At 72.1% G+C, this 20,994-nt stretch carries 22 protein-coding genes and 1 pseudogene; 5 read left to right on the top strand and 18 right to left on the bottom strand.

Annotated elements, in window-relative coordinates; genetic code table 11:
- Nucleotides 1-81: 81 nt before the first annotated feature.
- Both ppsA and JNO44_RS04630 read right to left on the bottom strand, forming a co-directional pair.
- Nucleotides 82-2,520 carry a phosphoenolpyruvate synthase gene (ppsA, locus tag JNO44_RS04635; RefSeq protein WP_205361654.1) on the bottom strand — a complete coding sequence of 813 codons (2,439 nt, stop codon included), beginning with the start codon at nt 2,518-2,520 and terminating at the stop codon, nt 82-84.
- A 396-nt stretch (nt 2,521-2,916) separates the two neighbouring features.
- Nucleotides 2,917-3,801 carry a universal stress protein gene (locus JNO44_RS04630; protein ID WP_205361652.1) on the bottom strand — a complete coding sequence of 295 codons (885 nt, stop codon included), beginning with the start codon at nt 3,799-3,801 and terminating at the stop codon, nt 2,917-2,919.
- 492 nt (nt 3,802-4,293) lie between these two features.
- Between JNO44_RS04630 and JNO44_RS04625 the strand changes: the two genes are divergently transcribed.
- The gene (locus JNO44_RS04625; RefSeq protein ID WP_205361650.1) at nt 4,294-4,731 is read left to right on the top strand and encodes an Hsp20/alpha crystallin family protein; all 438 of its coding nucleotides are present in this window, start codon (nt 4,294-4,296) and stop codon (nt 4,729-4,731) included.
- Nucleotides 4,732-4,878: 147 nt separating this feature from the next.
- Here the strand turns inward: JNO44_RS04625 and JNO44_RS04620 are convergent, their stop codons facing one another.
- Complete coding sequence (locus tag JNO44_RS04620) at nt 4,879-5,154, bottom strand: DUF1876 domain-containing protein (protein WP_205361649.1); 276 nt, start codon at nt 5,152-5,154, stop codon at nt 4,879-4,881.
- Nucleotides 5,155-5,469: 315 nt separating this feature from the next.
- On the opposite strand from JNO44_RS04620, the gene JNO44_RS04615 reads away from it, so the two are divergent.
- Nucleotides 5,470-6,348, top strand: a complete 879-nt coding sequence (locus JNO44_RS04615; protein ID WP_205361641.1) for a universal stress protein — start codon at nt 5,470-5,472, stop codon at nt 6,346-6,348.
- Nucleotides 6,349-6,396: 48 nt separating this feature from the next.
- Here the strand turns inward: JNO44_RS04615 and JNO44_RS04610 are convergent, their stop codons facing one another.
- The 11 genes and pseudogenes from JNO44_RS04610 to JNO44_RS43080 all read right to left on the bottom strand — a co-directional run.
- Nucleotides 6,397-7,026: a V-type ATP synthase subunit D gene (locus tag JNO44_RS04610; RefSeq protein WP_205361639.1), complete on the bottom strand. Its 630-nt coding sequence runs from the start codon at nt 7,024-7,026 to the stop codon at nt 6,397-6,399.
- A complete protein-coding gene (locus tag JNO44_RS04605) occupies nt 7,023-8,423 on the bottom strand; it encodes a V-type ATP synthase subunit B (RefSeq protein ID WP_205361637.1) in 1,401 nt (466 codons plus the stop codon). The genes JNO44_RS04610 and JNO44_RS04605 overlap by 4 nt, the downstream gene beginning before the upstream one ends.
- Entirely contained in the window at nt 8,420-10,168 is a 1,749-nt protein-coding gene (locus tag JNO44_RS04600; RefSeq protein WP_205361635.1) for a V-type ATP synthase subunit A, read from the bottom strand. Before JNO44_RS04600 ends, JNO44_RS04605 begins: the two co-directional genes overlap by 4 nt.
- Nucleotides 10,156-10,689 (bottom strand): V-type ATP synthase subunit E, encoded by a 534-nt coding sequence (locus tag JNO44_RS04595; RefSeq protein WP_205371440.1) that lies wholly within the window; start codon nt 10,687-10,689, stop codon nt 10,156-10,158. Before JNO44_RS04595 ends, JNO44_RS04600 begins: the two co-directional genes overlap by 13 nt.
- Entirely contained in the window at nt 10,686-10,916 is a 231-nt protein-coding gene (locus JNO44_RS04590; RefSeq protein WP_235092262.1) for a hypothetical protein, read from the bottom strand. Before JNO44_RS04590 ends, JNO44_RS04595 begins: the two co-directional genes overlap by 4 nt.
- Nucleotides 10,913-11,335, bottom strand: a complete 423-nt coding sequence (locus JNO44_RS04585; RefSeq protein WP_205361633.1) for an ATP synthase subunit C — start codon at nt 11,333-11,335, stop codon at nt 10,913-10,915. Before JNO44_RS04585 ends, JNO44_RS04590 begins: the two co-directional genes overlap by 4 nt.
- Entirely contained in the window at nt 11,332-12,720 is a 1,389-nt protein-coding gene (locus tag JNO44_RS04580) for a V-type ATPase 116kDa subunit family protein (RefSeq protein WP_205361631.1), read from the bottom strand. The genes JNO44_RS04585 and JNO44_RS04580 overlap by 4 nt, the downstream gene beginning before the upstream one ends.
- Complete coding sequence (locus tag JNO44_RS04575) at nt 12,707-13,627, bottom strand: hypothetical protein (RefSeq protein ID WP_205361622.1); 921 nt, start codon at nt 13,625-13,627, stop codon at nt 12,707-12,709. Before JNO44_RS04575 ends, JNO44_RS04580 begins: the two co-directional genes overlap by 14 nt.
- Nucleotides 13,624-14,103 carry a hypothetical protein gene (locus JNO44_RS04570; RefSeq protein WP_205361620.1) on the bottom strand — a complete coding sequence of 160 codons (480 nt, stop codon included), beginning with the start codon at nt 14,101-14,103 and terminating at the stop codon, nt 13,624-13,626. The genes JNO44_RS04575 and JNO44_RS04570 overlap by 4 nt, the downstream gene beginning before the upstream one ends.
- A gap of 94 nt (nt 14,104-14,197) precedes the next feature.
- Complete coding sequence (locus JNO44_RS04565) at nt 14,198-15,052, bottom strand: universal stress protein (RefSeq protein WP_205361618.1); 855 nt, start codon at nt 15,050-15,052, stop codon at nt 14,198-14,200.
- A gap of 22 nt (nt 15,053-15,074) precedes the next feature.
- Nucleotides 15,075-15,290: pseudogene (locus JNO44_RS43080) on the bottom strand (DUF1918 domain-containing protein); the annotation flags it as partial.
- Between the two features lie 377 nt (nt 15,291-15,667).
- Here JNO44_RS43080 and JNO44_RS04555 point away from each other — a divergent pair.
- Both JNO44_RS04555 and JNO44_RS04550 read left to right on the top strand, forming a co-directional pair.
- On the top strand, nt 15,668-16,129 hold the full coding sequence (locus JNO44_RS04555; RefSeq protein ID WP_067343307.1) for a cyclic nucleotide-binding domain-containing protein: 462 nt from the start codon (nt 15,668-15,670) through the stop codon (nt 16,127-16,129).
- Between the two features lie 373 nt (nt 16,130-16,502).
- Nucleotides 16,503-16,949, top strand: coding sequence for a CBS domain-containing protein (locus tag JNO44_RS04550; RefSeq protein WP_205361613.1), 447 nt, complete (start codon nt 16,503-16,505; stop codon nt 16,947-16,949).
- Between the two features lie 50 nt (nt 16,950-16,999).
- On the opposite strand, the gene JNO44_RS04545 is transcribed toward JNO44_RS04550, so the two are convergent.
- The 4 genes from JNO44_RS04545 to JNO44_RS04530 form a co-directional block, all read right to left on the bottom strand.
- Nucleotides 17,000-17,725 (bottom strand): helix-turn-helix domain-containing protein, encoded by a 726-nt coding sequence (locus JNO44_RS04545; RefSeq protein WP_205361610.1) that lies wholly within the window; start codon nt 17,723-17,725, stop codon nt 17,000-17,002.
- Complete coding sequence (locus tag JNO44_RS04540; protein WP_205361609.1) at nt 17,722-18,258, bottom strand: universal stress protein; 537 nt, start codon at nt 18,256-18,258, stop codon at nt 17,722-17,724. The genes JNO44_RS04545 and JNO44_RS04540 overlap by 4 nt, the downstream gene beginning before the upstream one ends.
- Nucleotides 18,255-18,971 (bottom strand): CBS domain-containing protein, encoded by a 717-nt coding sequence (locus JNO44_RS04535; protein WP_205361607.1) that lies wholly within the window; start codon nt 18,969-18,971, stop codon nt 18,255-18,257. Before JNO44_RS04535 ends, JNO44_RS04540 begins: the two co-directional genes overlap by 4 nt.
- Nucleotides 18,972-19,221: 250 nt before the next feature.
- Nucleotides 19,222-20,082, bottom strand: coding sequence for a universal stress protein (locus JNO44_RS04530; RefSeq protein ID WP_205361605.1), 861 nt, complete (start codon nt 20,080-20,082; stop codon nt 19,222-19,224).
- A 253-nt stretch (nt 20,083-20,335) separates the two neighbouring features.
- On the opposite strand from JNO44_RS04530, the gene JNO44_RS04525 reads away from it, so the two are divergent.
- Nucleotides 20,336-20,800, top strand: a complete 465-nt coding sequence (locus tag JNO44_RS04525; RefSeq protein WP_205369381.1) for a universal stress protein — start codon at nt 20,336-20,338, stop codon at nt 20,798-20,800.
- Nucleotides 20,801-20,994 lie beyond the last annotated feature (194 nt).

The following is a 20,994-nucleotide window of genomic DNA, read 5'->3' as shown; positions in this document are numbered from 1 at the left end:
CGGCGCGGACGGCTGGGCGCCGGGTGCCGCCCGCATACCTCGCGTTCCTGGCCTTCGGCACTGTGAGAACGCGGTGCTTCATCAGCTCGGGACTTCGGCGTCTTCCGCTCCGCGCTGTTTCTGCTGCTCCGGGGCGCTCTCGGCTGCGGCGACGTTGTGCTTCACGAGCAGGAAGCTGTCGGGGGTGACGGAGATCGAGTCGATGCCGGCGCGTACCAGTATGCGGGCGAAGTCCGGGTCGTCGCTGGGACGTTGGCCGCACAGGCCGACCTTGCGGCCTGCGCGGTGGGCCGCGTCGATCAGGGTCTGGATGCTCTCGGTGACGGCAGGATCGCGTTCGTTGAAGAGTTCCGACAGTCGTTCGGAGTCGCGGTCGACGCCGAGGGTGAGCTGGGTGAGGTCGTTGCTGCCGATGGAGAAGCCGTCGAAGCGGTCGGCGAACTGTCCGGCGAGGATGATGTTGGACGGGATTTCCGCCATCACATAGGTCTCCAGGCCGTCCCGCCCGCGGACCAGGTCGTGTTCGGCCATGGTCGCAAGGACGCGGTCGGCCTCCTGGAGGGTGCGGCAGAACGGGATCATGACGATGGTGTTGGACAACCCTATGGCGTTCCTGACCCGGTGGAGGGCGCGGCATTCAAGACCGAATCCTGCCCGGTAGCCCTCGCTGTAGTAGCGGCTCGCGCCCCGCCAGCCCAACATGGGGTTCTCTTCCGGTGGTTCGAATGCCTGTCCGCCGATGAGTTTGGCGTACTCGTTGGTCTTGAAGTCGCTCATCCTGACGATGACCGGCTTCGGCCACCAGGCCGCGGCGATGCGGGCGATGCCGTACGCCAGGCGGTCGACGAAGAACTCCGCCTTGTCGTCGTAACCGGGGGTGAGTTCGGCGATCCGTTGCCGGATGGCTTCGTCGTCGAGGTCGTCGTAGTGGACGAGGGCCATGGGGTGGATCTTGATGTGGTTGTTGACGATGAACTCCATCCGGGCCAGACCCACCCCGTCGGCCGGTAGCCGCCACCAGCGGAAAGCCGCCGAGGGGTTGGCGATGTTGAGCATCACCTTGGTCGTTGTGGCGGGGACGCGCGTCAGATCGATGTCGCGCTCGTCGTAATCGAGGATGCCCTCATAGACGTGGCCCTCCTCGCCCTCCGCGCAGCAGACGGTGATCTGTTGGCCGTCGGTGAGTGTGGTGGTGGCGTTTCCCGTGCCGACGACGGCGGCGACTCCTAGTTCGCGGCTGACGATGGCGGCGTGTGAGGTGCGCCCGCCGTGGTCGGTGACGATGGCGGCCGCCCGTTTCATGATGGGTTCCCAGTCCGGATCGGTGGCACCGGTGACAAGCACGGCACCGGTCTCGAACCTGCCGATCTCCTCGGCATCGCGGAGGTTGCAGACCTTCCCGGCGGCGATGGCGTCGCCGATGGCCAGTCCGCTGATCAGCCGCGTGCCGTGTTCATTGAGCCGGTACGAGCGCAGCGTGGCGGACCGCTTGCGGGCTTGGACCGTCTCCGGCCGGGCCTGGACGATGTGGAGATCGCCGCTGATGCCGTCCTTGGCCCACTCGATGTCCATGGGGCGGCCGTAGTGCCTCTCGATGGCCACGGCCCACCGGGACAACTGCAGGATTTCGCGGTCGTCCAGGACGTGGGCCGCCCGTTCCTCACTGCTGGTGTCGACGGTGACTGTGGGCTCGTTCCCGGACCGACCGTAGACGATCTTGCTCTGTTTCCCGCCGACCGTCTTCGAGATGACCGGTGTGAGCTCCGTCCGCTCCAGCAACGGCTTGAAGACCTGGTACTCGTCGGGGTCCACGGCGCCTGAGACGACCGACTCGCCCAGGCCCCATGACGCGTTGACCAGCACCACACGGGGAAAGCCGCTGTCGGTGTCAAGTGAGAACATCACGCCTGCTCCGGCCTTGTCGGAGCGGACCATCTGCTGCACTCCGATCGACAACGCCACCTTGAGATGATCGAACCCATGGTGCTCGCGGTAGCTGATCGCCCGGTCCGTGAACAGCGACGCGTAGCAGCGCTTGCAGGCGTCCAGCAGTGCCGCCTCCCCGGTGATGTTCAAGAACGTTTCCTGCTGGCCGGCGAAACTCGCCTCAGGCAGGTCCTCGGCCGTGGCGCTGGAGCGCACCGCCACATCCGGGTTCCCCTTGTGCAGGGCGGCGCCCAGCTCCCGGTAGGCGTTCCGGACGGCCTCGGCCAGGGGTGGCGGAAGCTCGGCGGCACGGAACATCCGGCGGATCTTTTTGCCCACCTCCGCGAGATCGGCACCCTCGTGCAGGGCGTCGATCTGTTCGCGGATACGCGAGTGCAGGCCGGCCGCCTCCAGCAGCTCCCGGTAGGCGTGCGCCGTGGTGGCGAATCCGCCGGGGACGCGGACGCCCTGCGACGCGAGGTTCCGGACCATCTCCCCGAGCGAGGCGTTCTTGCCGCCGACCACGGCTGTGTCGCCCACCGTGATGTCCTCGAACCACCGCACCAGGTCGCCTTTGCCGTTCTCAGGAGTCATGATCTTTTCCTTACGGATGGGTCGAGCCGGTCATCGGCGGGCCCGGGGCACACGGTGTGCCAGCTTCCGGATACGGAGAGCCCGGTCACTGTCCGCCGGGGTAGCTTCCGTTGTGCCGTGGCATGTCGGCTGAGGGCAATGGGCTGGGTGGCTCTACTGGGGACCGGGTGGCCTCCGATCACGACGCCCAGCAGCCGTTCGTCGGAGCCGGCCATCCCGCGCACCGGCGGGCATCCGTGGCAGCCTGTACGGAGAGAGGCAGGCGCCTTTGGCAGTCCGCTGAACGGGATCCTGCCGCACACACCACGCGTCGTGCCCCGTCGCTATCGCCCCCCACGACTGGCGACTTCTGGGACTGGGGTACACCCACGGCGGCCTGTGCCCGCCCTGCAATGCTCAGCTGTGTGGGACGACGGCGACCGGGGCGGGGCAGTGGTGCAGGACGGCGTCCGCGGTGTGCCCGATGTGGGGCAGCGGGGACAGCGTTGCCCGGCGGTGCCGTCCGATGACGACGAGCGCGGCATGTGCTGCCGCGTCGAGCAGGTGGTGTGCGGGCTCGCCGATCACGGCCTGAGCCACGACCTCCACACCCGGGTAGCGTTCCCGCCACGGCTGTAGCGCCTGGCGTACGGATGCGCGTTCCTCGGCCGAGAGGTCGGTGCCGAACTTCAATGCCGCGCCGAGTCCATAGAGGCGATACGGCGGTGGGTTCCAGCCGTGCACAACCACCAGGGGCGCGGCGCGCACGTTTGCGGCCTTGAAGGCAAAGTCGACTACTTCGCCGCAAGGGCGGCTGAGATCCAATCCGAGCACCACTGGAGGGGGCGGTCCCGGTTCCGCACCGGGAAGCGGCTGTCCTTCTGAAACCCCGGTCCGCACGAGGACGACGGGTGCTTCGGCGTGGGCGACGGTGGCCATGCTCACCGAGCCGAGCAGGAAGCCGGCGAGCCTGCCCACTCCGGCCGCGCCGACCACCAGCGCTTCGGCTCCCTTCGAGGCTCGGCACAGTACGTCGCGCGGTGGGCCGATGATGTGGTCCGCCGTGATGTCGAGGCCCGGGTAGCGACGCCGCAGCCGGTCGGTCACCACCAAGGGAATGCCCTCCGACCAGCGGCTGGGGGCCGCCGGCCCGGGAAGCGAGGTGTGCGAGTGGTGCTGCCGTTCCCAGGCGTGGATCAGTCGCAGAGGCAGGTCTCTGAGCAGCGCCTCGCGGGCACCCCAGTCAGCGGCGGCCAGGCCCGCGGGCGAGCCGTCGACTCCAACGGTCACGGGGCGTGTCATGGCTGCCTCCCACGCGACGGACGCGCGCATCGTGTCTCCCAGACTGCGCAGTGCGCGCGCTTCGCGGGAGGGCCGGTCGGTCCCCGCGACGCCGGATGCTCTGGCCGGTCGGCCGGAGGGAGAGCCGGACGACCCCTGACAGAGGTGGGCTGGCAATCCAATCGCACCGTGAAGGTGTCGCAGCCCCGTGTCGTGCGACAACGCGCGCGCAGCTGCGTGCGCACCCCGTCCGTCCGGCAGCCGTCCGCGCCCCGGCACGCTCCCCACCGCGGCCGGTGTACGTGGCTCGGCCACCCCACCACGGTAGTGCGAGCGGCCGACGGGCAACTGACGCACGGAGCGCTCACCTCCGTGATTCGTCGCCGCGCCGTGGGCCGTTCGGCCCGGGATCAGCGCCCATCGGCTCATTGGCCGGCCCAGGGCCGAGGCGCAGGCTCGACAACGAGGGGCAGCGTTCCACCGCCCCGTGGCCGTCTTGACTGAGGAGCAACGATGGGCAACGTACTGCAACGCCACCCGGCACGGACCCTCTCGATGCAGGACGTGTTCGACCGCTTGGAAGGTGGCATCCTCGGCGGGCCGTGGCACTTCGGTACCCATGAGATCCGCATCGAGGAGCACCTGGAGGCGGACGCGTACCAGGTCAAGGCGGAGCTGCCGGGCATCGAACCGGAGAAGAATCTGGAGATCGACGTCACGGGCGATTTCCTGACGATCCGCGCCGAGCGCGAGGAGCGCAAAGAAACCAAGGAGAGCTCGGAGTTCCATTACGGCTCGTTCGCCCGCGCGGTGCGGTTGCCCGCAGGGGCCCGCGGCGACAGGGCGACCGCGGATTACACCGACGGCATCCTCACCGTCCGGGTGCCGCTGGAGGCAGCGAAGGGCGAGACCACCAAGATCCCCGTTACTCGGGGGACGCGGCCCAACTGAGCCCGCAGCGCAAACGGAGAAGTTGCGCCTGCAGAGCGACGGGAAAGCGGACCAGGGCCGAGGAGCCGGTCGAGGAGCCGGTAGTCGAGCAACGGCTCCGGGCCCCGCGTCACGTCAGCCCCGCGTCACCGCCACGTCAGCCCCGCGTCACGGGGTCACCTTGGCCGAGCGCCGCAGCGGCTCCCGTAGGCCCTCCAGGTCGTCGGACGCGGTGCGCGCCAGCTGTCCGGCCAGGTCGTTCATGGCGCGGCTGGCGGCCAGTTCGTCGCCGATCTCGGGCACGTTCGGGTCGTGCGGATTGCACTGTGCCGTCCCGTGTCCGGTGAGCGTGTTGGTCCCGGTATCGAGGACCACATGGGCCTTCGTGGTACTTCCTTCCTCGAAGAGGTGCAGCCGTACCTTCCACTCAAGAGTCCTGGCCATGACGTACCTCCTGCGGCGGTCTCCCAGCACCAGGTTCGGCCCGCGCCATGAGACTCCGGCAGGGCTGAAGCGTCTCGATCCATGAGCCGACCGGCCCTTTCGTCGACTCGTCCCGCGACCGCGCGAAGGGTGCTGACCTCGACGTCCGAATTCCCGCCGCGGCGGGGCGCGAGGTCCTGCTCGCGCCGTGCGACGAGCGGGGTCCCGTGCGGTGCCACCCGGCCCTATCGGTGTCGGTGGCCCGCGCGCCAAGCTGGGAACCACAGGGTGCCTGTCGGGCCTCTCCGGCGGTCCGTCTCCGGAAGGGGATGAAGCATGAGCAGCAACGATCCGCGTAAGCCGGTGATGGTCGGGGTCTCCCGTTCGTCGACGGCCGCGAGTGCGGTGGCCTGGGCGGCGGACGCCGCGGCCCGACGTCGCCGGGAGCTGTGCCTGGTGCATGCCCAGGAATGGCCCGCCGGAGCCGCGCCGAAGCATCGGCATGACGCGCCGGATCAGGTGTGGGCCTCGCATTTCCGGGCCGTGGGACGGGACCTTTTGCAGAACCACAAGGACAGTGCGGCAGAGCAGGTTCCCGGCCTGCGGATCACTACGCGTCTGGAGGACGGCGATCCGCCAGCCGTGCTGCGGGAGGCGGCGGAGGGCGCCGTCCTGCTGGTGATCGGCTCCCGTCAGGTGTCCGGCCCGGGGGAGGCGGTCACCTTCACCACGGTCGGCCGGTCCCTCGTCGGACACCCTCCGTGCCCGGTGGTGCTGGTCGTCGGCGACACCGCGCGCTACGACCCGCTCGGCCCGGTGATGGTCGGCGTGGACGGTTCGCCGGCATCGGCGCCGGCGGTGGCCTTCGCCTTCGAGGAAGCCGCGTCGAGCGAGGCGGACCTGCTCGCGGTGCAGGTGCGACGGCCGCGCCGTGGCGACTGGCCGGAGGCCGTCGAGGAGTCCTTCGTCGACGTGTCGGAGGCACTCGCCGGGTGGCGCGAGAAGTACCCGCAGGTCGTGGTGCGGGAGAAGGTCGTGATCGGGCAGCCGGCGGTGCAGCTGGCCGAGGAGGCCACAGCGGCACGCTGCCTGGTGGTCGGGTCCCGTGGCCTGGGCGGTTTCCGCGGGATGGTGCTCGGCTCCACCAGCCGCACCCTGGCGCACTTCGCGCCGGGGCCGTTGGCGGTGGTGCCCCAGGAGGCCCGTACGGGCTGAGGGACGGGCCGGGGGAGCAGTGCGGGCCGCGGTTGTCAGGCTGCGGTGTCAGCCGCCGGGGGCCGGACCGGTGCGCCGCGCCGCCCAGCGACGCCGGACGGCGTCCTCGTGCTCCGACTGCTCCAAGGCCAGCTCGACGACGGTGAGCTCCTGTTGGAGACGGGGTATACGGAGCCGGCGCAGTGCCCTGACCCGGACCGTGGTGTCGCGCAGCCGGACCTCGACCAGGCGTGCGGCGGTCGAGGCGGTGCCGTACCGCGCGGCCGCCTCGACCGCCGCGCGGTACGAGGTACCGGCGTGGACCAGAGCGGTGTTGCGGGGGGCGGCGTCGGACGCGTCCGTGACGCCCAGGTACACGGCGGTCCGGCCCGGGTGGCGCACGCCCAGTGAGTCCTCCCACGCCACGGTGACGTCCGCGGGCGGCACGTGCGAGGCCGTCCGCAGGGCGTCCTCCCCGCTGATCAGCAGTCCGCGCAGCAGCCAGGTCCGTGCCTCCCGCACCCGTGCCTCCCACTCGTCACGGGCCGCGGCCTCCGCCTGCCGCAGCTCCGCGAGTTCGGCCCGGAGGAGATGGAGCTGCCGGTCGAGCAACTCCGCACCGCGGGTGGCGACGTGAAGGGTGCGGAGCAGCCGCAGCCGGGCGGCCCGGCCGACGGGAGGAGGGGCGGCCGCCGTCACGCCACGGCTCCCGGAGAGCCGTCGGAGTTCCGTGCGTCCAACAACGCCGTCGGGAGCATGCCCAGTTCGCCGGGCGGCAGTGTCAGCAGGACCCGCCAGGCACGCTCCAGTGACTCGTCCAGGGCCAGTGTCCTGTCGCGCTCCTGGTGCAGGAAGTCGTGGAGGTACCTCGGATACATCGCCAGGTAGCGGCGGTCGGCCGGGCTCAGGGCGGATTCTCCGGCGAGTTCGGCGAGTTCACCTGCCTGCCGGGCGCGGGCGAGCGCGGCGGTGAGCTGTGCCGCCACGTCCAGGTGGTCGCCCCGGGTCCGACCGAGTCCGGCTCCCTTGCGCATCAGGCGGGAGAGGGAGGACAGCGCGTCCACGGGCGGGTACACGCCTTCGGCGTGGATCTGCCGGGCGAGGACGATCTGTCCTTCGGTGATGTAGCCGGTGAGGTCGGGGACGGGGTGGGTGATGTCCCCGGCGGGCATGGTCAGGACGGGCAGTACGGTCACCGAGCCCGGCCGGCCGACAATGCGGCCGCACCGCTCGTACAGGGAGGCCAGGTCGCTGTAGAGATAGCCGGGGTAGGCCCGGCGGGCGGGCACCTCCCCGCGGGCCGCGGAGACCTCCCGCAGCGCCTCGGCGTAGGAGGTCATGTCCGTCATGATCACCAGGACGTGCCGCCCGCCGTCGAACGCGAGGTGTTCGGCGACCGTGAGCGCCAGCCGCGGTGTGAGGATGCGCTCGATCACGGGATCGTCGGCGGTGTTGAGCAGCAGGCACAGTTCACCGGCGGCGGCGCGTTCCGCCAGCGCCTCTTGGACGAAGAACGCGTCCGCATGGGTCAGCCCCATGCCGGCGAAGACGACGCTGAACCGCTCGCCCGTCGTGGTGGCCTGGGCGGCGATCTGCACCGCGAGTTCGAGGTGCGGCAGACCGGCGGCCGAGAAGATCGGAAGCTTCTGCCCGCGCACCAGGGTGGTGAGCACGTCCACCGCGGCGATGCCGGTCAGCACCGGCTCACCGGGTGGCTGCCGGCGCACGGGGTTGACCGCCATCCCTTCCACCGGGGCGGAGGTCCGGCCGAAGACGGGCGGCCCGCCATCGCGCGGAGCCCCTCTGCCGTCGCAGGTCCGACCCAGCCAACCCTCCCCGACCGGGACCGTCAGCGGGCGACCGTCGAACGCCATTCGCAGCCCCGCCGGATCCATGCCGCCGGTGCCTTCCAGCACCTCGACCACCGCGAGGTCGTCGCGCACCTCCAGGACGACGCCGTGCCGTCGTTCCCCCGAAGCGAGAGTGATCGTTGCGAACTCGTCCCAGCCGACCCCGCCGACCCCCTCCACCACGATGAGCGGCCCGCGCAGTTCGCGCACCGAGGTGTATTCGACCGGTGTGCGTTCGGGGCTCATCGGAGTTCCCCCAGGACGGCGAGAACGGTGTCGCGGGCGGCCCGCACGGTGGCGGCGTCGCCCGGCCCCGCCTCCTCGCGGGCCCGCAACAGGGCCGTGAAGTCCGCCTGTTCCACGACGTCCGGCGGGGTACCGGATGCCACCAGGGATCGGCACCGCTCGATGACGGCGAGCACCGCGTCGGCGAGCGCGGCCGTCTTCGCCGGGGTGCAGTGCGCGTCGTTGGGGGAGAGGGCGCTCTGCTGGAGCAGTCCCTCCCGGATGAGGCGGCCGGCCAGCACGCTGACCCGTTCCGGTGCCGGCAGCGCACCGACGCCGACCAGCTCGACGAGGTCCGCCAAGCGGTCGGCCGCGGCCAGCAGTTCGGCCACGGCGGCTCGACGGCCGGCGGTCTCCTGTCCGTCCCGGCCCGTACCGAGGACGTCGGTATCTCTGGAGAACGAGTGCGACCACGACACCGCGGGGTAGTGGCGCGCGTAGGCCAGATCCCGGTCGAGCGTCCACCGGCCGCGCACACAGCGTTCGGTGTGCGCGGTGACCGGCTCGGCCAGGTCACCGCCGGGCGGGGAGACGGCCCCGAGGACGGTCACCGAGCCGGGCCCCGCACCGAGCGTGGTCACCGCCCCGGCCCGTTCGTAGAAGGCCGCGAGGGCCGAAGCCAGACCGGCCGGATAGCCTTCCTCCGCGGGCAGCTCGCCGGTCCGCGAGGCGAACTCCCGTAGCGCCTCGGCCCAACGGGAGGTGGAGTCGGCGATGACCACCACGTCGTGCCCCATGTCGCGGAAGTACTCGGCGACGGTGGCACCGGTGTGGATGCTCGTCTCCCGGGCCATCATCGGCATGTTGGAGGTGTTGGCGATGATCACGGTGCGGTCCGCCAGGCGCCCGCCGGTCCGGGGATCGGTCAGCTCGGCGAACTCCGTGATGACGTCGGCCATCTCGTTGCCGCGCTCACCACAGCCGATGTAGACGATCACGTCGGCGTCGCACCACTTGGCGATCTGCTGGAGCAACAGCGTCTTGCCCGTGCCGAAGCCCCCGGGTACCGCGACGGTGCTGCCCCGGGCCACGGGGAAGAGCAGATCGATCACCCGCTGTCCGGTGGTCAGCGGTGCGCGCGCGGGGACCCGTTCCCGGACCGGCCGCGGCCGGCGCACCGGCCAGTCGGTCACCGACCGGATCTCGGTGCCGCCGACCACGGCCAGTACCGTGTCCTCCGGGTGCTCGGCGGAGTCGGCCACATACGTGACCTCGCCCGTGCAGCCCGGCGGCACGAGAATCCGGGTCCGCGGTCCGCCCGGGTTTCCCGCCTCCCCGATCACCGTGCCCTCGTCCACCTCCTGCCCCTTGACGACGGCCGCGTCGAACGCCCAGCGGCGTGCCGGGGGTTCGTCCGTCCCGGTGCCCGGCGCGAGCCGGTCGCCGAAGTCCGTCAGCGGGCGCAGCAGCCCGTCGAACACCCCGCCCAGCAGGCCCGGAGAGAGCCGCGCGCAGACCGGTGCGCCCAACGGGAAGCCGTGCCGGCCCGGTGCCAGACCGCCGGTGTACTCGTACGCCTGGACGGTGACCCGGGATGTGGTGATCGCGACGACCTCGGCCGGTACCCGCTCCGCGCCGAGCAGCACCAGATCGTTCATGGCGATCCCGCCGACGTTCTCCAACTCGACGAGTGGCCCGGCCACCCGCAGGATGCGGGCGGTGGCGACCGGACGGGCAGGCGGCTCCGCCGCCGTCAGGTCCGCCACAGCGACTCGATCCCGGCACCGGCGCCGTCGAACACGCGGAGGGCCAGGGCATCCAGGCTCAGATCCACGGTCCGCCCGCCGGCCGTGCCGATCACCCCGCCCCGCGGGTGCTCGATGACGACGGCCTCCGGACCGAGCAGCAGGCGTGCCTGGTCGGACAGCTGCTCCCGCGCGGCGGGGTATCCCGGTTCCCGCCGGCACAACCGCACCTGGGCCAGGACCGTCCGGCGCAGTTCGTCGTATGCCTCGGCCTGGGCGCGGAGGACCCCGGCACGCACGGCGTGGCGGGTTCGGGCCATGGCGTCGGCCGTGGCTCGCCCACCCTCCTGCTCTCCCTGGCGGCGTGCCTCGCGCAGCACGGCGGTCGAACGGGACCGCGCGGCGGCGACGACGGCCTCGGCGTCCCGGCGCGCCGCGGCCACCAGTTGGTGGGCCTCCTCCTCGGCGGCGCGCAGCAGCGCCGTCCGGACGGGGGCCAGCGGGTCGGCCGGGTCGACCGCGCGGGCCTGTGCGGGCGTCACGGCGGCATCACCACCGTGAGCGGCCCCGCCGCCTTCAGGAGGTCGGGGCCCAGCGCGGCGGCGGCTGCCGGGGTGAGGATGACCAATTCCGCGTCCGCGGGCAGCTCGCGCCACGACATGCGGACCCGGTCGGGCTCCTCGGCGGGCCTGACCTGTACCCCGGCCAGGGCGAATCCCGCGGTCCGGGCCCGCTCCCCGATGGCGACGACGGCGCCCATGACCTTCATGCCCTGCCGATCAGGAGCACGGCGACGACCAGTCCGTAGATGGCGATTCCCTCGGCCAGTCCGACGATCACCATCGCCCGGCCGAAGAGCTCGGGGCGTTCGCTGAGTGCGGCCAGGGCCGCGGCACCGGTGTACGCCACGGCGATCGCCGCGCCGATCGAGGCGCCGGCCACCGCGATGGCCGCACCGATCAGCGCCGCGGAATTGGTGCCCGCTGTGCTGGCCTGCGCCGTGGACGCGGCCTGGGCCGACTGCCCGCTCAAGGCCACGACCAACAGGGCCACCGCCCCCGCCAACAGCACGAGGTTGGCCCCGACGGCACAGCGCAGCGCGCTCTTGCCCCCGCGCTTGCGGAACAGCAGGCGCACCGCCCACCACATCAGGACGACGACGGGCAGCGTGACGAGCCAGGTGATCACGGCACGACCTCCGAACGACGAACGGGCAGGCGCCAGGGACGGAACGGCCGTCCCTGGCCCTCGAAGACCCGGGAGAAGAGCTCGAAGTACTCCAGACGCAGCGCCTGGACGCCCGCCACCAGAGCTTCCAGCGTGAAGACGAGCGCATTGCCCACGGCGAAGAGCGCCACGGCTCCCATCAGCCCTGCCGGGCCGTGCCGGGCGAGGCCCGTGACCCCGGCCCAGACCACCGCGCCGAGCGCCGCATGGGTGAGGCCGAAGGCTGCCAACCGCGCGAAGGACACCACGTTCGACAGGATGCGGACGACGCCGTCGAACAGCTGCACGCCGGTCTGGAACAGCCCGGAGACACCGCGGTCGGTGCCGGCGTACAGGCCGACCGCCGCCAGCGCGGCGCCGGTCACCGCCACCGCGGCCCCCACCGCAACCAGCCACCCCAGATGCCCGACGGCACCCGCCGCCACCCCGGCCAACCCCAGGAAGACACCGCCCCCGGCCATACCCGACAGGGAGTACAGGGCGCCGGAGAGGCCCCGCTCGCGCCACCGGTTCACCATCCCGGCCACGTACGCGAGGAAAAGCAGGACGGCACCGACCGCGACCGCCGACAGCAGCAGCCGAACGGGAGCGTGCAGCGGCGCCAACCACAGGACGGGCAGTACCCCGGTCGGCCCGAAGAACTCCCCATAGGCCAACCCCGCCACGATGCTCGACGCACCCGCGGCGGCCACCAAGGGCCAGACACCGTGCCAGGCAGCCAGTCGGCGGGGCCGCCACACCGCGAGTCCGAACGCGGTCAGGACCAACAAGGCACCGTGCCCCACGTCGCCGAACATCATCCCGAACATCGCCGCGTACAGGGCCGCGGCGCCCCACGAGGGATCGAGGTCCGGGTAGGGAGGAGTGCCGTAGGTCGTCACCAGGGACGAACACGCGCCGCGTACCGGGCCCGTGCGACGCAGCGCCGTCGGCGGATCGATGCCCCGCGGCGCCGCCATCGGCACCAGCGCACCACCGAGCTCGGCCAGCCGTGCCCCCAGCGGCCCGACCTCGGCGCGCGGACACCAGCCCGCGAGCGCGGCGACGTCCCGGCGCCGAACCGCCTCGCTCAGGCGCGCCACCACCTCCTCTTCCCCAGCCACCAGTTCAGCGCGCCCCACTTGTTCCAGCGCGCCCGGTGCGGGAGCGGTGTCGGCGAGCTCCGCCGCTGCCCGGCGATCCGGGTAGGACGGCGCTTGCCCGGGAGACCCGAGGGCGCCGGTCCGGTCGAGATCCACACACCCGGCCTCGGCGAGGCAGACCAAGGCGTCCCGCTCGGCCGACCGCGGCACGACCACCGCCACGCGCTGCATGGGCACCGGGAACAGTGCCTCAGCCCAGGACATCGAAGCCCTCCAAGGTGGAGGCGCCGTGCGCGGCGAGTTCCAGCGCGGCGCGGGTGCGCCATGCGTCGGTCGAGAGGACCGCGACCACGCCCACCACGGGAATCGCGTCGTACCGAGCGCGGCGCGCCATACCCCGGCCGTCCTCCTCGATGTCCCGCCACCACCGCCCCTCCGCCTGCCAGAGATCGGCCGGATCGTCGACGCCATGCAGTGCCCACCGTGCCGACGGGGGGAGCTGACGCGTGAATGCGCGGAAGTCAGGAGCGCGGTAGGCGACACCGACGAGCCGTGCGGCCGGGCCGGTGGCCTGCGCCGGCAGCTCCCGACCGTGCACGAACCGTTCCCGGGCGACGAGCAGGGCGGCGCGGCCCGCCGACCAACGGGCCGCGCAGGGGACCGCCACGGCGGTTCTGGCCGCTGCGGTCAGTCGAAGCCCGACGGCCAACTCGGCTGCCGTACCGCCGAGATCACGCCAGGCCGACGCGGCCAGAGCAGCCCGCAGCCCCTCCGGCCGGGTGGTGTGGGAGAGGCGGCGCCAGGCGGTTGCCAGCGCTCCCAGCTCATACGGCGGCAGCTCCGACGCAGCACCGCTCAGCAACCGGAAGCGGCTCTCGATGTTGGTGATCTCGAAGCCCGACGCCAGCAGCCGCAGACACTCCACCCCGCGTCGCGGCAGCCAGCCGGCGAGCACCCGAAGGTGCCAGAGCAAAGTGGCCGTGACGGCCCGCTGCGCCGCCGGCAAGGACATGCCGACCGCCAGCCGGCGTTGGTAGGGGGTGGTGGTCAGGCGACGCAGGGCCTCGTCCAATGTGCCGCCCGCCGCGACCTGCCGGGCGCCGGCGGTGCCAGGACAGCGGCCCAGCAGCTCGCGCGCCCTGGTCACCCCGGCCACCCATGCGGCACTCACGGGCCGCCGCCCCGCTCCCCTGGAGCACCGGGGAGTTCGGCATGGGTGGTGGGCAGGCCGAGTTGACGACGAACCTCGTCGGTCAACCGGTCCGCCATGGCCGGGATCCGCGCCGCGGCCCGGCGTCTGAGTGCGGCTTCCGTGCGTCGGCCTTCCGCGCGCAGCGCGGCGGCCTCCCGCCGGCCGAGTTCCAGCCGCCGGTCCGCGGTCTTCGTTCGGATGCGCCGGGAGAGGGCGGTCGCGCGGGCCGTGATGACCTCCGCGCGGCGGTCGGCGTCCCGGCGGATGCGGTCGGCCTCGCCGCGCGCCGTGTCACGGACGGCTTCGGCCTCGTCGGCCGTGCCGTCCAGGAGTGCCAGGGTCGGCGTCAGCTCCACGGTCAGCTCCGCGGTGCGATCGGCGGGTATGCCGGTGGCCGCCGGACCCGGGGTGCCGACCGGACGGAAGCGCATCAGCACATCACGCAACCCGGCCATCGTCGATCCTCCCTCCGCCGACTGTGCCGCCGGTGTGGTCGTGCTTCCAGTTTCCCTGGGGTACGGCGGATGGCACGCGGAGAGGCACGACGGCTCACCTCCGTGGAACGACAGCGACCGGGCAGTGGGAGTGGTGCAGGACGGCGAGCACGGACGGCCCGAGGGGCATGGGCATGCGCTGTGTACGGCGCCCGATGATCAGCAGTCCGGCCCGTGAGCAGGCACCCAGCAGCGCCGGCACCGCTCTGCCGCTGACCACCTCCTCGATCACCTGGACGTCGGGGAACTTCTCTCGCCAGGGGGCGAGCCCTGCCGACAGCAGTTCCTGTTCGCTCGCCGTGCCCTCGGCCCCGTCCTGTGGCCGGGCGGTGACCGTGCGCAGAGCGCTGGAGGGCGTCCGGGCTCTCACGACGTGCAGGCAAGCGCCGTGTGCCGCGGCGGTGGTGAAGGCATAGCCGAGTACGGCGTCACCAGCGGCCACTCCTTCGCTCGTCACGCCCACGACGATTTCGGGTCCTGGGCCGACGGACGACTCCTCCTCGCGCACCGTGATCACCGGGCATTCCGCCCGCCCCAGGACGCGCAGGCTCACCGAACCCATCAGGAAGCCGGCGATGCTGTCATGCCCGCGCGATCCGAGCACCAGCAGTGCGGCCTCCCGGCCGCGTTCCGCCAGAGCGTCAGCAGCTTCCTCGTCGACCTGCTCGGCCTTCACCGGAATTCCCGGGTGCAGTTCCTTGGCCGTGGCCTCGGCCCGGCGGAGCACTTCGGTTCCGTACCGGCGCAGCTCGGCGTCCTCCGCTCCTGAGGACACTGACCACGGCTGGGAGGTCCAGGAATGCAGGAGATGCAGCGGGAGGTTGCGGACGGCCGCCTCTTCGGCGCCCCAGCGCACCGCCGGCTCACTGTTACCGGTGCCGTCGAGTCCGACGAGGACCGCGCCGCCCACGTCAGACCTCCTTCGCAGTGGCGGGGCGCGGCGGTGCGTTTCCAGAAGCGCAGTGGAGGTGCCGGACGCGGGTGTCGGGGCCGGGGAAGAAGAGCGAGATCTGATCGGTGTCCGACCAGCGGACGTCGTAGGGCGGGGTGCCGTCCTCGTGGTGCAGCCCGACGACCTCGCCGTCCCGCCGGGTGGTTCCTGTGCTCGGCGACGCGACCACGAGCTGATCGCCTATGTGTGCCTTCACCGCCCTCACCTCACTTGTGCACCGGTGTCCAGTGCCGAACCTGCCACAGGCGGAGCCAGGCGGGTTATGGGGCGAGGTGCCTGGCCAAAGGGTCGTTCGGCCCATGGTGCGGGGGCCGACCGGAACTGTCCCTCGGCAGCGCCACGCGCTTCACTGAAAGTGACAAGGAGGACGGGCAGACGCGGAGAAGCGGAGCGAGACCGCGCACCGCGCAATCAGGGCCTGCGAGAAGTGGGCAGTCCTCCTTGATCGCGAACGCCGGCTCGCCAGTGCGGGCCGGCACGTTCATGGTCCGTCCGCCGGCGGGCCCGCGGTCCCGGTGCCCTGGTCCTCCGGCGGCTGCCTCCTTCGGGCGGCCGGTGATGAGGAGGACCGCCATGGCCACCACGCCCCTGCTCCAGCGGCTCCCGTCCGAGGGACGGGACCGCCTGCTGGCCTTCGCCCACGAGGTGACGTTCCCGGAAGGCGCCCACATCTTCGAGGAAGGCGGGGCGGCCGACCATTTCTGGATCATCCGCACCGGTTCGGTGAACCTGGAAGTACGGCTGGCGGGCCGGCGGCCGGCGGTTGTCGACCTGCTCGGTCCCGGGGACCTGCTGGGCTGGTCGTGGCTGGTGCCGCCGTACCGCTGGCGGATGGGCGCGGAGGCGTTCACCCTCGTGCGGGCCCATGAGTTCGACGCGAGCGGGGTGCGCGCGCTCTGCGAGGCGGATCCGGTCCTGGGGCTGGCGGTGACCCGGCAGGTCCTCGACGTCGTCGCCCGCCGGCTGCTGGCCACCCGGCACCGGCTGATCGACCTGAGTGGCGCGGGCGCGAGCCTTCGACCCACACCGCCCTGAAAGCTCCCGCGGTGCCTGTTCCCGTCAGCCGCGCACGCGGCCGGAAGGTGCGCCACTTCCGCGGCGAGCCGCTGCCGGGCGTCCTCCAGCGGCAGCGGCGACGTACACCGGATCCCGCCCCGCATCGCCGTCCGCAGCAGCGGCACACTGCCGGGCGGCGGCTCCTCGTCCGCCAGGCCGATCACATCGACGCAGCCGGGGCGCCGGAAGACCTGCGGGCCGGGCGGCCGTTCCGCAGTCGTCCGAGGCTGCTCCCCGAGGCGTCGGTGGGCCGAAACCGTGGGCCCTTCGGCTGCCGGCGGGGACGATCGGCCCACGTCTCGGACCACGCTCCCGCGCGACAGTGGGTTCGACGCCGGTGAGGAGGCCAGTCATGCGGGTTCGAGATGTGATGCGGACGCCGGTGGTCTCGGTCGCTCCCGAAGCCACGCTGGGGGAGACTGCGCGGTTGATGCAGCAGCGCACCGTTGGGTGTGTGGCGGTGGTGTCCGGAGAGACGGTTCTCGGCATGGTCACCGACCGGGACCTGGCCGTGCGTGGACTGGGCGCGGCGCGGAGCGCGACCGCGCCGGTCAGCGAGGTGATGACGGTGCCGGTCCATGCCGTCGGTCCGGGTGACGACGTCGATGCCGCGTACCGCACCATGCGTCGTTCGGCGGTCCGCCGGCTTCCGGTCCTGGACAAGGGACGGCTCGTGGGCGTGGTGGCGTTGGACGACTTGCTGATGGACGTCTCCCGGAGGCTCTCCGAACTGCTCGGCGCGGTCTCGTGGTGCGTCCTCGCCGAACCACCGGGCGGACCGATGCCGCGGGCCGGTTGACGCACCGGAGCTTCGTTCGGCGCAGTATCACGCGGTGTGGCCGGTCCGGTTCACGCGTTCGTGCTGTGTTCGGCTTTTCCGGTCGGTGGGGCGGGTGCCCCGGGGACGCGGATGCGCCGTCCGCTGAGGTGCGTCGGCCGGATGGCGATCCACTGGTACCGGCCGCCGCCCACCCAGGGAGGCGAGTAGGCGTGTTCTTCGAATTTGCGGGTCTCGTAGAAGCTGGTGACGATCTCGGCGGGTCCCACGGCCAGGACGCTCCAGCCCTGGCTGAACGCTTCGTCGATGTGGTCCACCTCCAGCGCGGCTTCGTGGCCGGCTGCCGCGGCGGGACCGGAGCCCGCCTGGGTGCGGTAGGCGATCACGTCGTCGATGACGGTGTAGTTGACGGGGAAGACGGCAGGGGTGTCGTTGAGGGTGACGGCCACCCTGCCGATGCCGTGGGTGGAGAGCAGCTCCCGGCATGCGGCGGGGCCGAGCGTCAGCACCTCGGGATGGGCGCCGGCCTTGCCCAGGCCCGTGGGAAGGTCGGTGGTGCCGCCGGTCAGCTCGGCGACCGTGGTGTTGAGCGCACCGGCGAGGCACAGCAGGAAGCCGATGCTCGGCTCGGCCGCGTGTTCTTCGACGTACTGGATGTAGCCGGGTGAGGCGGCGGCCCGGGCCGCGACCTCCTCGCGGGTCAGCCCCAACTGCTCACGGCGCAGTGCGGCGCGCCGTCCCAGATCGCTGCGGGGCCGCCCCGGCTCACCGGATCCGGTTGCTCGGTCGGTCGTCATCGCGCACGTTTCCTTTCTGCCGGCGGTTCCTGCTCCGCCCCTATGGAGCGGGTCACTCGTGCGGCACGGAGGCTGACACCGACCGCGATGCTGCTGCCCTCCTCGGTCGTCGGGCGATCGTGCCTGGCTCGCACCAGGACGACGGGGACGGCGACCCGCGGCACGAGGTCCAGGCCGGTCGCGCCCAGGGTGAAGCGGGCGGCGGGGCCCAGCCCCCGCGACCCCAGGGCCAGCAGGTCCGCTTGCTCAGCGGCCTCGATGAGGGCCTCCAGCGGTGGTTCGCGCACCAGGCGCACCTCGATGGCCACGCCCGGCTCCGCCGACTCGACCGTGGCCCTGGCCTCCTGGGTGATCCGGTCCGGCCAGTGTGGCGGCTCAGCTGCCCAGGGGGCCCGCGGTCTGGCCGTGAGCGGTTGCCAGGCGGTCAGCAGTCGCAGCCGGGACTGCCGCAGCCGCGCCTCGTGCGCCGCCCACTGTGCCGCCGCCAGGGCCTGGGGCGTACCGTCCACACCGACGGTGACGACGTCCTTCATGGAGACGACCGGCCTTCGCCCGCTCGCCCTTCGACCGTCACGACGGACCGGCCGGACCGGTCGCCGGCGGCTGGTGCCTGCTTGACGTCCTCGGAGACCGACACCACGCCGTCGACGCTCGCGCACATCCGCACCAGTACGGGGATGAGCAGTGGATCTGTCACCGTGCCGTGCAGGGCGACCTGCCCCCGATTGACCTCGGCGGTCACCCCCGACGCACCAAGGCGTGCGGTGCGGCCGATGACTTCCCGGGCGATCTCCTCCCGGATCGCCTGGTCCTTGCGCAGGAAGACGCGCAGCAGGTCGCTGCGGCTGACGATGCCCAACAGGACATCGGTCTCGTCGACCACGGGGAGCCGCTTGAGGCGCTGCACCTCCATCAGGCGCGCCGCCTCCACCACCGTCCAGTCCGGATGGGCACACACCGCCGGAGCGGACATCAACTCTCCGGCGGTGCGCCCCTCCGCGCGGGCCTTCTCCCACGCCTCCAGGTGAGGTAGCGGGGTCCGCCCGGACAGGTCGGAGCGGTCGGCGGCCTTGCGCAACAAGTCGGCCTCCGAGACGACGCCGGCCGGTCTGCCGAGGCTGTCGAGCACCGGCACGGCGCTCACCGCGTGGTCGGCGAGCATCTGCGCGATCTCCTTGAAGGGGGTGTCGAGCCGCACGCTCACCACTTTCCGGGTCATCAGCTCACCTATCGTGCGGTGCTCCATCTCCGGCTCCTTCCGCCCCGGCGGCCGGCGGCGCGGCCGCACCTCCAGCGTGGCCGGGCCGCCGGTCGCACCGATATGAGCCACTCGGCCCTCTTGCGCGGCCGGCCGTCCCCGCCGGGCCGACCGGTCACTCGATGCGCAGAGCGCGACGAGGGAGAGAGGAGAGACGGTCCCTGACCGAGGAGGACAGCCGGGCCTTCGACCGGCACCTCAGGACCGCCGCCCGGGTGAGGGACACTCCGACGCCGCCTCACCCACCGGCCGGCTGTACCGGGACGATCACGACGGTGCACGGCGCCTGGTGAAGCATCGCGTGGTTGACCGGCCCGAGTTGCGGGCCGAGCGGATTTGATCGCCGACGAGCCCCCAGTACCAGTAGCTCCGCGCCCTTCGTCGCCGCGAGCAGTGCCGGATGAGCGCGGCCCGCGACGACGACCCGGCGTACCGGAACGTCGGGGTGGCCCGCGACCGACCGTGCCAGCGCCACGTCCAGCCAGTCCTCGACTTCCTGCTCCCGCCGGGCCAGGCCCTCTGCGGACCGGCCGGCGTGGACGGTGGCGTGTACGACGGTGACCCCGTAGCCGTGCAGTGCTGCTTCCGCGAACGCGAAGTCGGCCGCCGCAGGAGTCCGGTGCGGCGCCGCGAGCCCGAGCACGACCCACTGCCCTGCCACACAGCCGGTGTCGAGGCCGGTTCGCACCACCGCCACCGGGCAATGGGCCCGTGCCGCGACGGTCAAGCTCACCGATCCCAACACCACGCCGGACAGGCCGTGCCCCCGGCTTCCGACCACGACCATGGCGGCATGGTCGCTCGCGTCCACCAGCGCGTAGACCGGGTCCTCCTCCCGGACCACGGTGGACACGGTCACCTCCGGCCGCCGCTGCCGGACCCGCTCCTTCGCGCCGGCCACCACGTCCCTGGCCGCGGCGTCCCGCAGTGCTTGCGGATTCCGGGCGGTGGGCATCGCGGAGGTCGCGTAGGACTCCCACAGCGACGCGTGCAGAAGGTGCAGCGGACAACCACGCAGGGCCGCTTCGTCGGCGGCCCAGTCCACCGCGCGCAAGGCGTCCTCGGAGCCGTCGGTGCCGACGACCAGTGGCGTACTCATACGGCTCACCGCCTCACCAGGTGCACGGGTCGGACGGCCGGAGTGCGATGCGGTCTCCGACCGCGGCGTCCACCGTCCCATCCTCGTCCGCTCGTGACACGTGGCACAGAGGTCCAATGGCCGGGCAGGGGCCATGCGGCCCTGGTGCAGCGGACAGGTGGCCCCGTGCGCCATACCGCCCGCGTACGGGACGCTGAGGACGGGCGGCAAGGCGGTGCCGTCGTCGCTGGACGGGCTGACTGTGGAGGTCGCCATGAGCGGAGGGCCGGGGGAGCAGGGCCGCATCGTCGTCGGCGTTGACGGATCGGAATCCTCGAAGGAGGCCCTGCGTTGGGCGGTGCGTCAGGCCGAGCTGACCGACAGCACCGTACACGCGGTGACCGCATGGGAATATCCGCCGCTGTTCGGATCGATCGGCTGGGTCGACGCACCGCAGGAACTGGCCGGGGACATAAAAGGTGCGGCGAGCCGAGCCCTCGACCACGCCATCGAAGAAGCAGTGCCGCCCGAGCAAGTGAAGCGGATCCACCGCGGACTGGCGTACGGCACGCCCGCTGTGGTGTTGCTCGACCAGGCCAGGGGCGCCGACCTGCTGGTGGTCGGCAGCCACGGTCACGGAGGATTCGCCGGTGCTCTCCTGGGCTCGGTCGGCCAGCACTGCACCCAGCACGCGCCGTGCCCGGTCGTCGTCGTTCGGCATGCGAGTGACGGAACGTAGCTGGCCGGGCGATCTCACCACGGAGCGCCTCGTTGGCGAGGTCCGGTGTTCCGGTGGGCTCGCCTCCTTGCCCGGAGCTTTCCCGTCGCCGCGGTCGACAACACGGCTGGTGGTTGCGGCCCACATCACGGACGAGTTCCCGGCCGAGCACACGGTCGGGCAGTTGAAAACCGTGAACTCGGCCCTGTGTGGGA

Source organism: Streptomyces noursei (assembly GCF_016917755.1).
Lineage (GTDB): Bacteria > Actinomycetota > Actinomycetes > Streptomycetales > Streptomycetaceae > Streptomyces > Streptomyces yunnanensis.
This window is presented reverse-complemented; position numbering and strand designations above follow the sequence as displayed.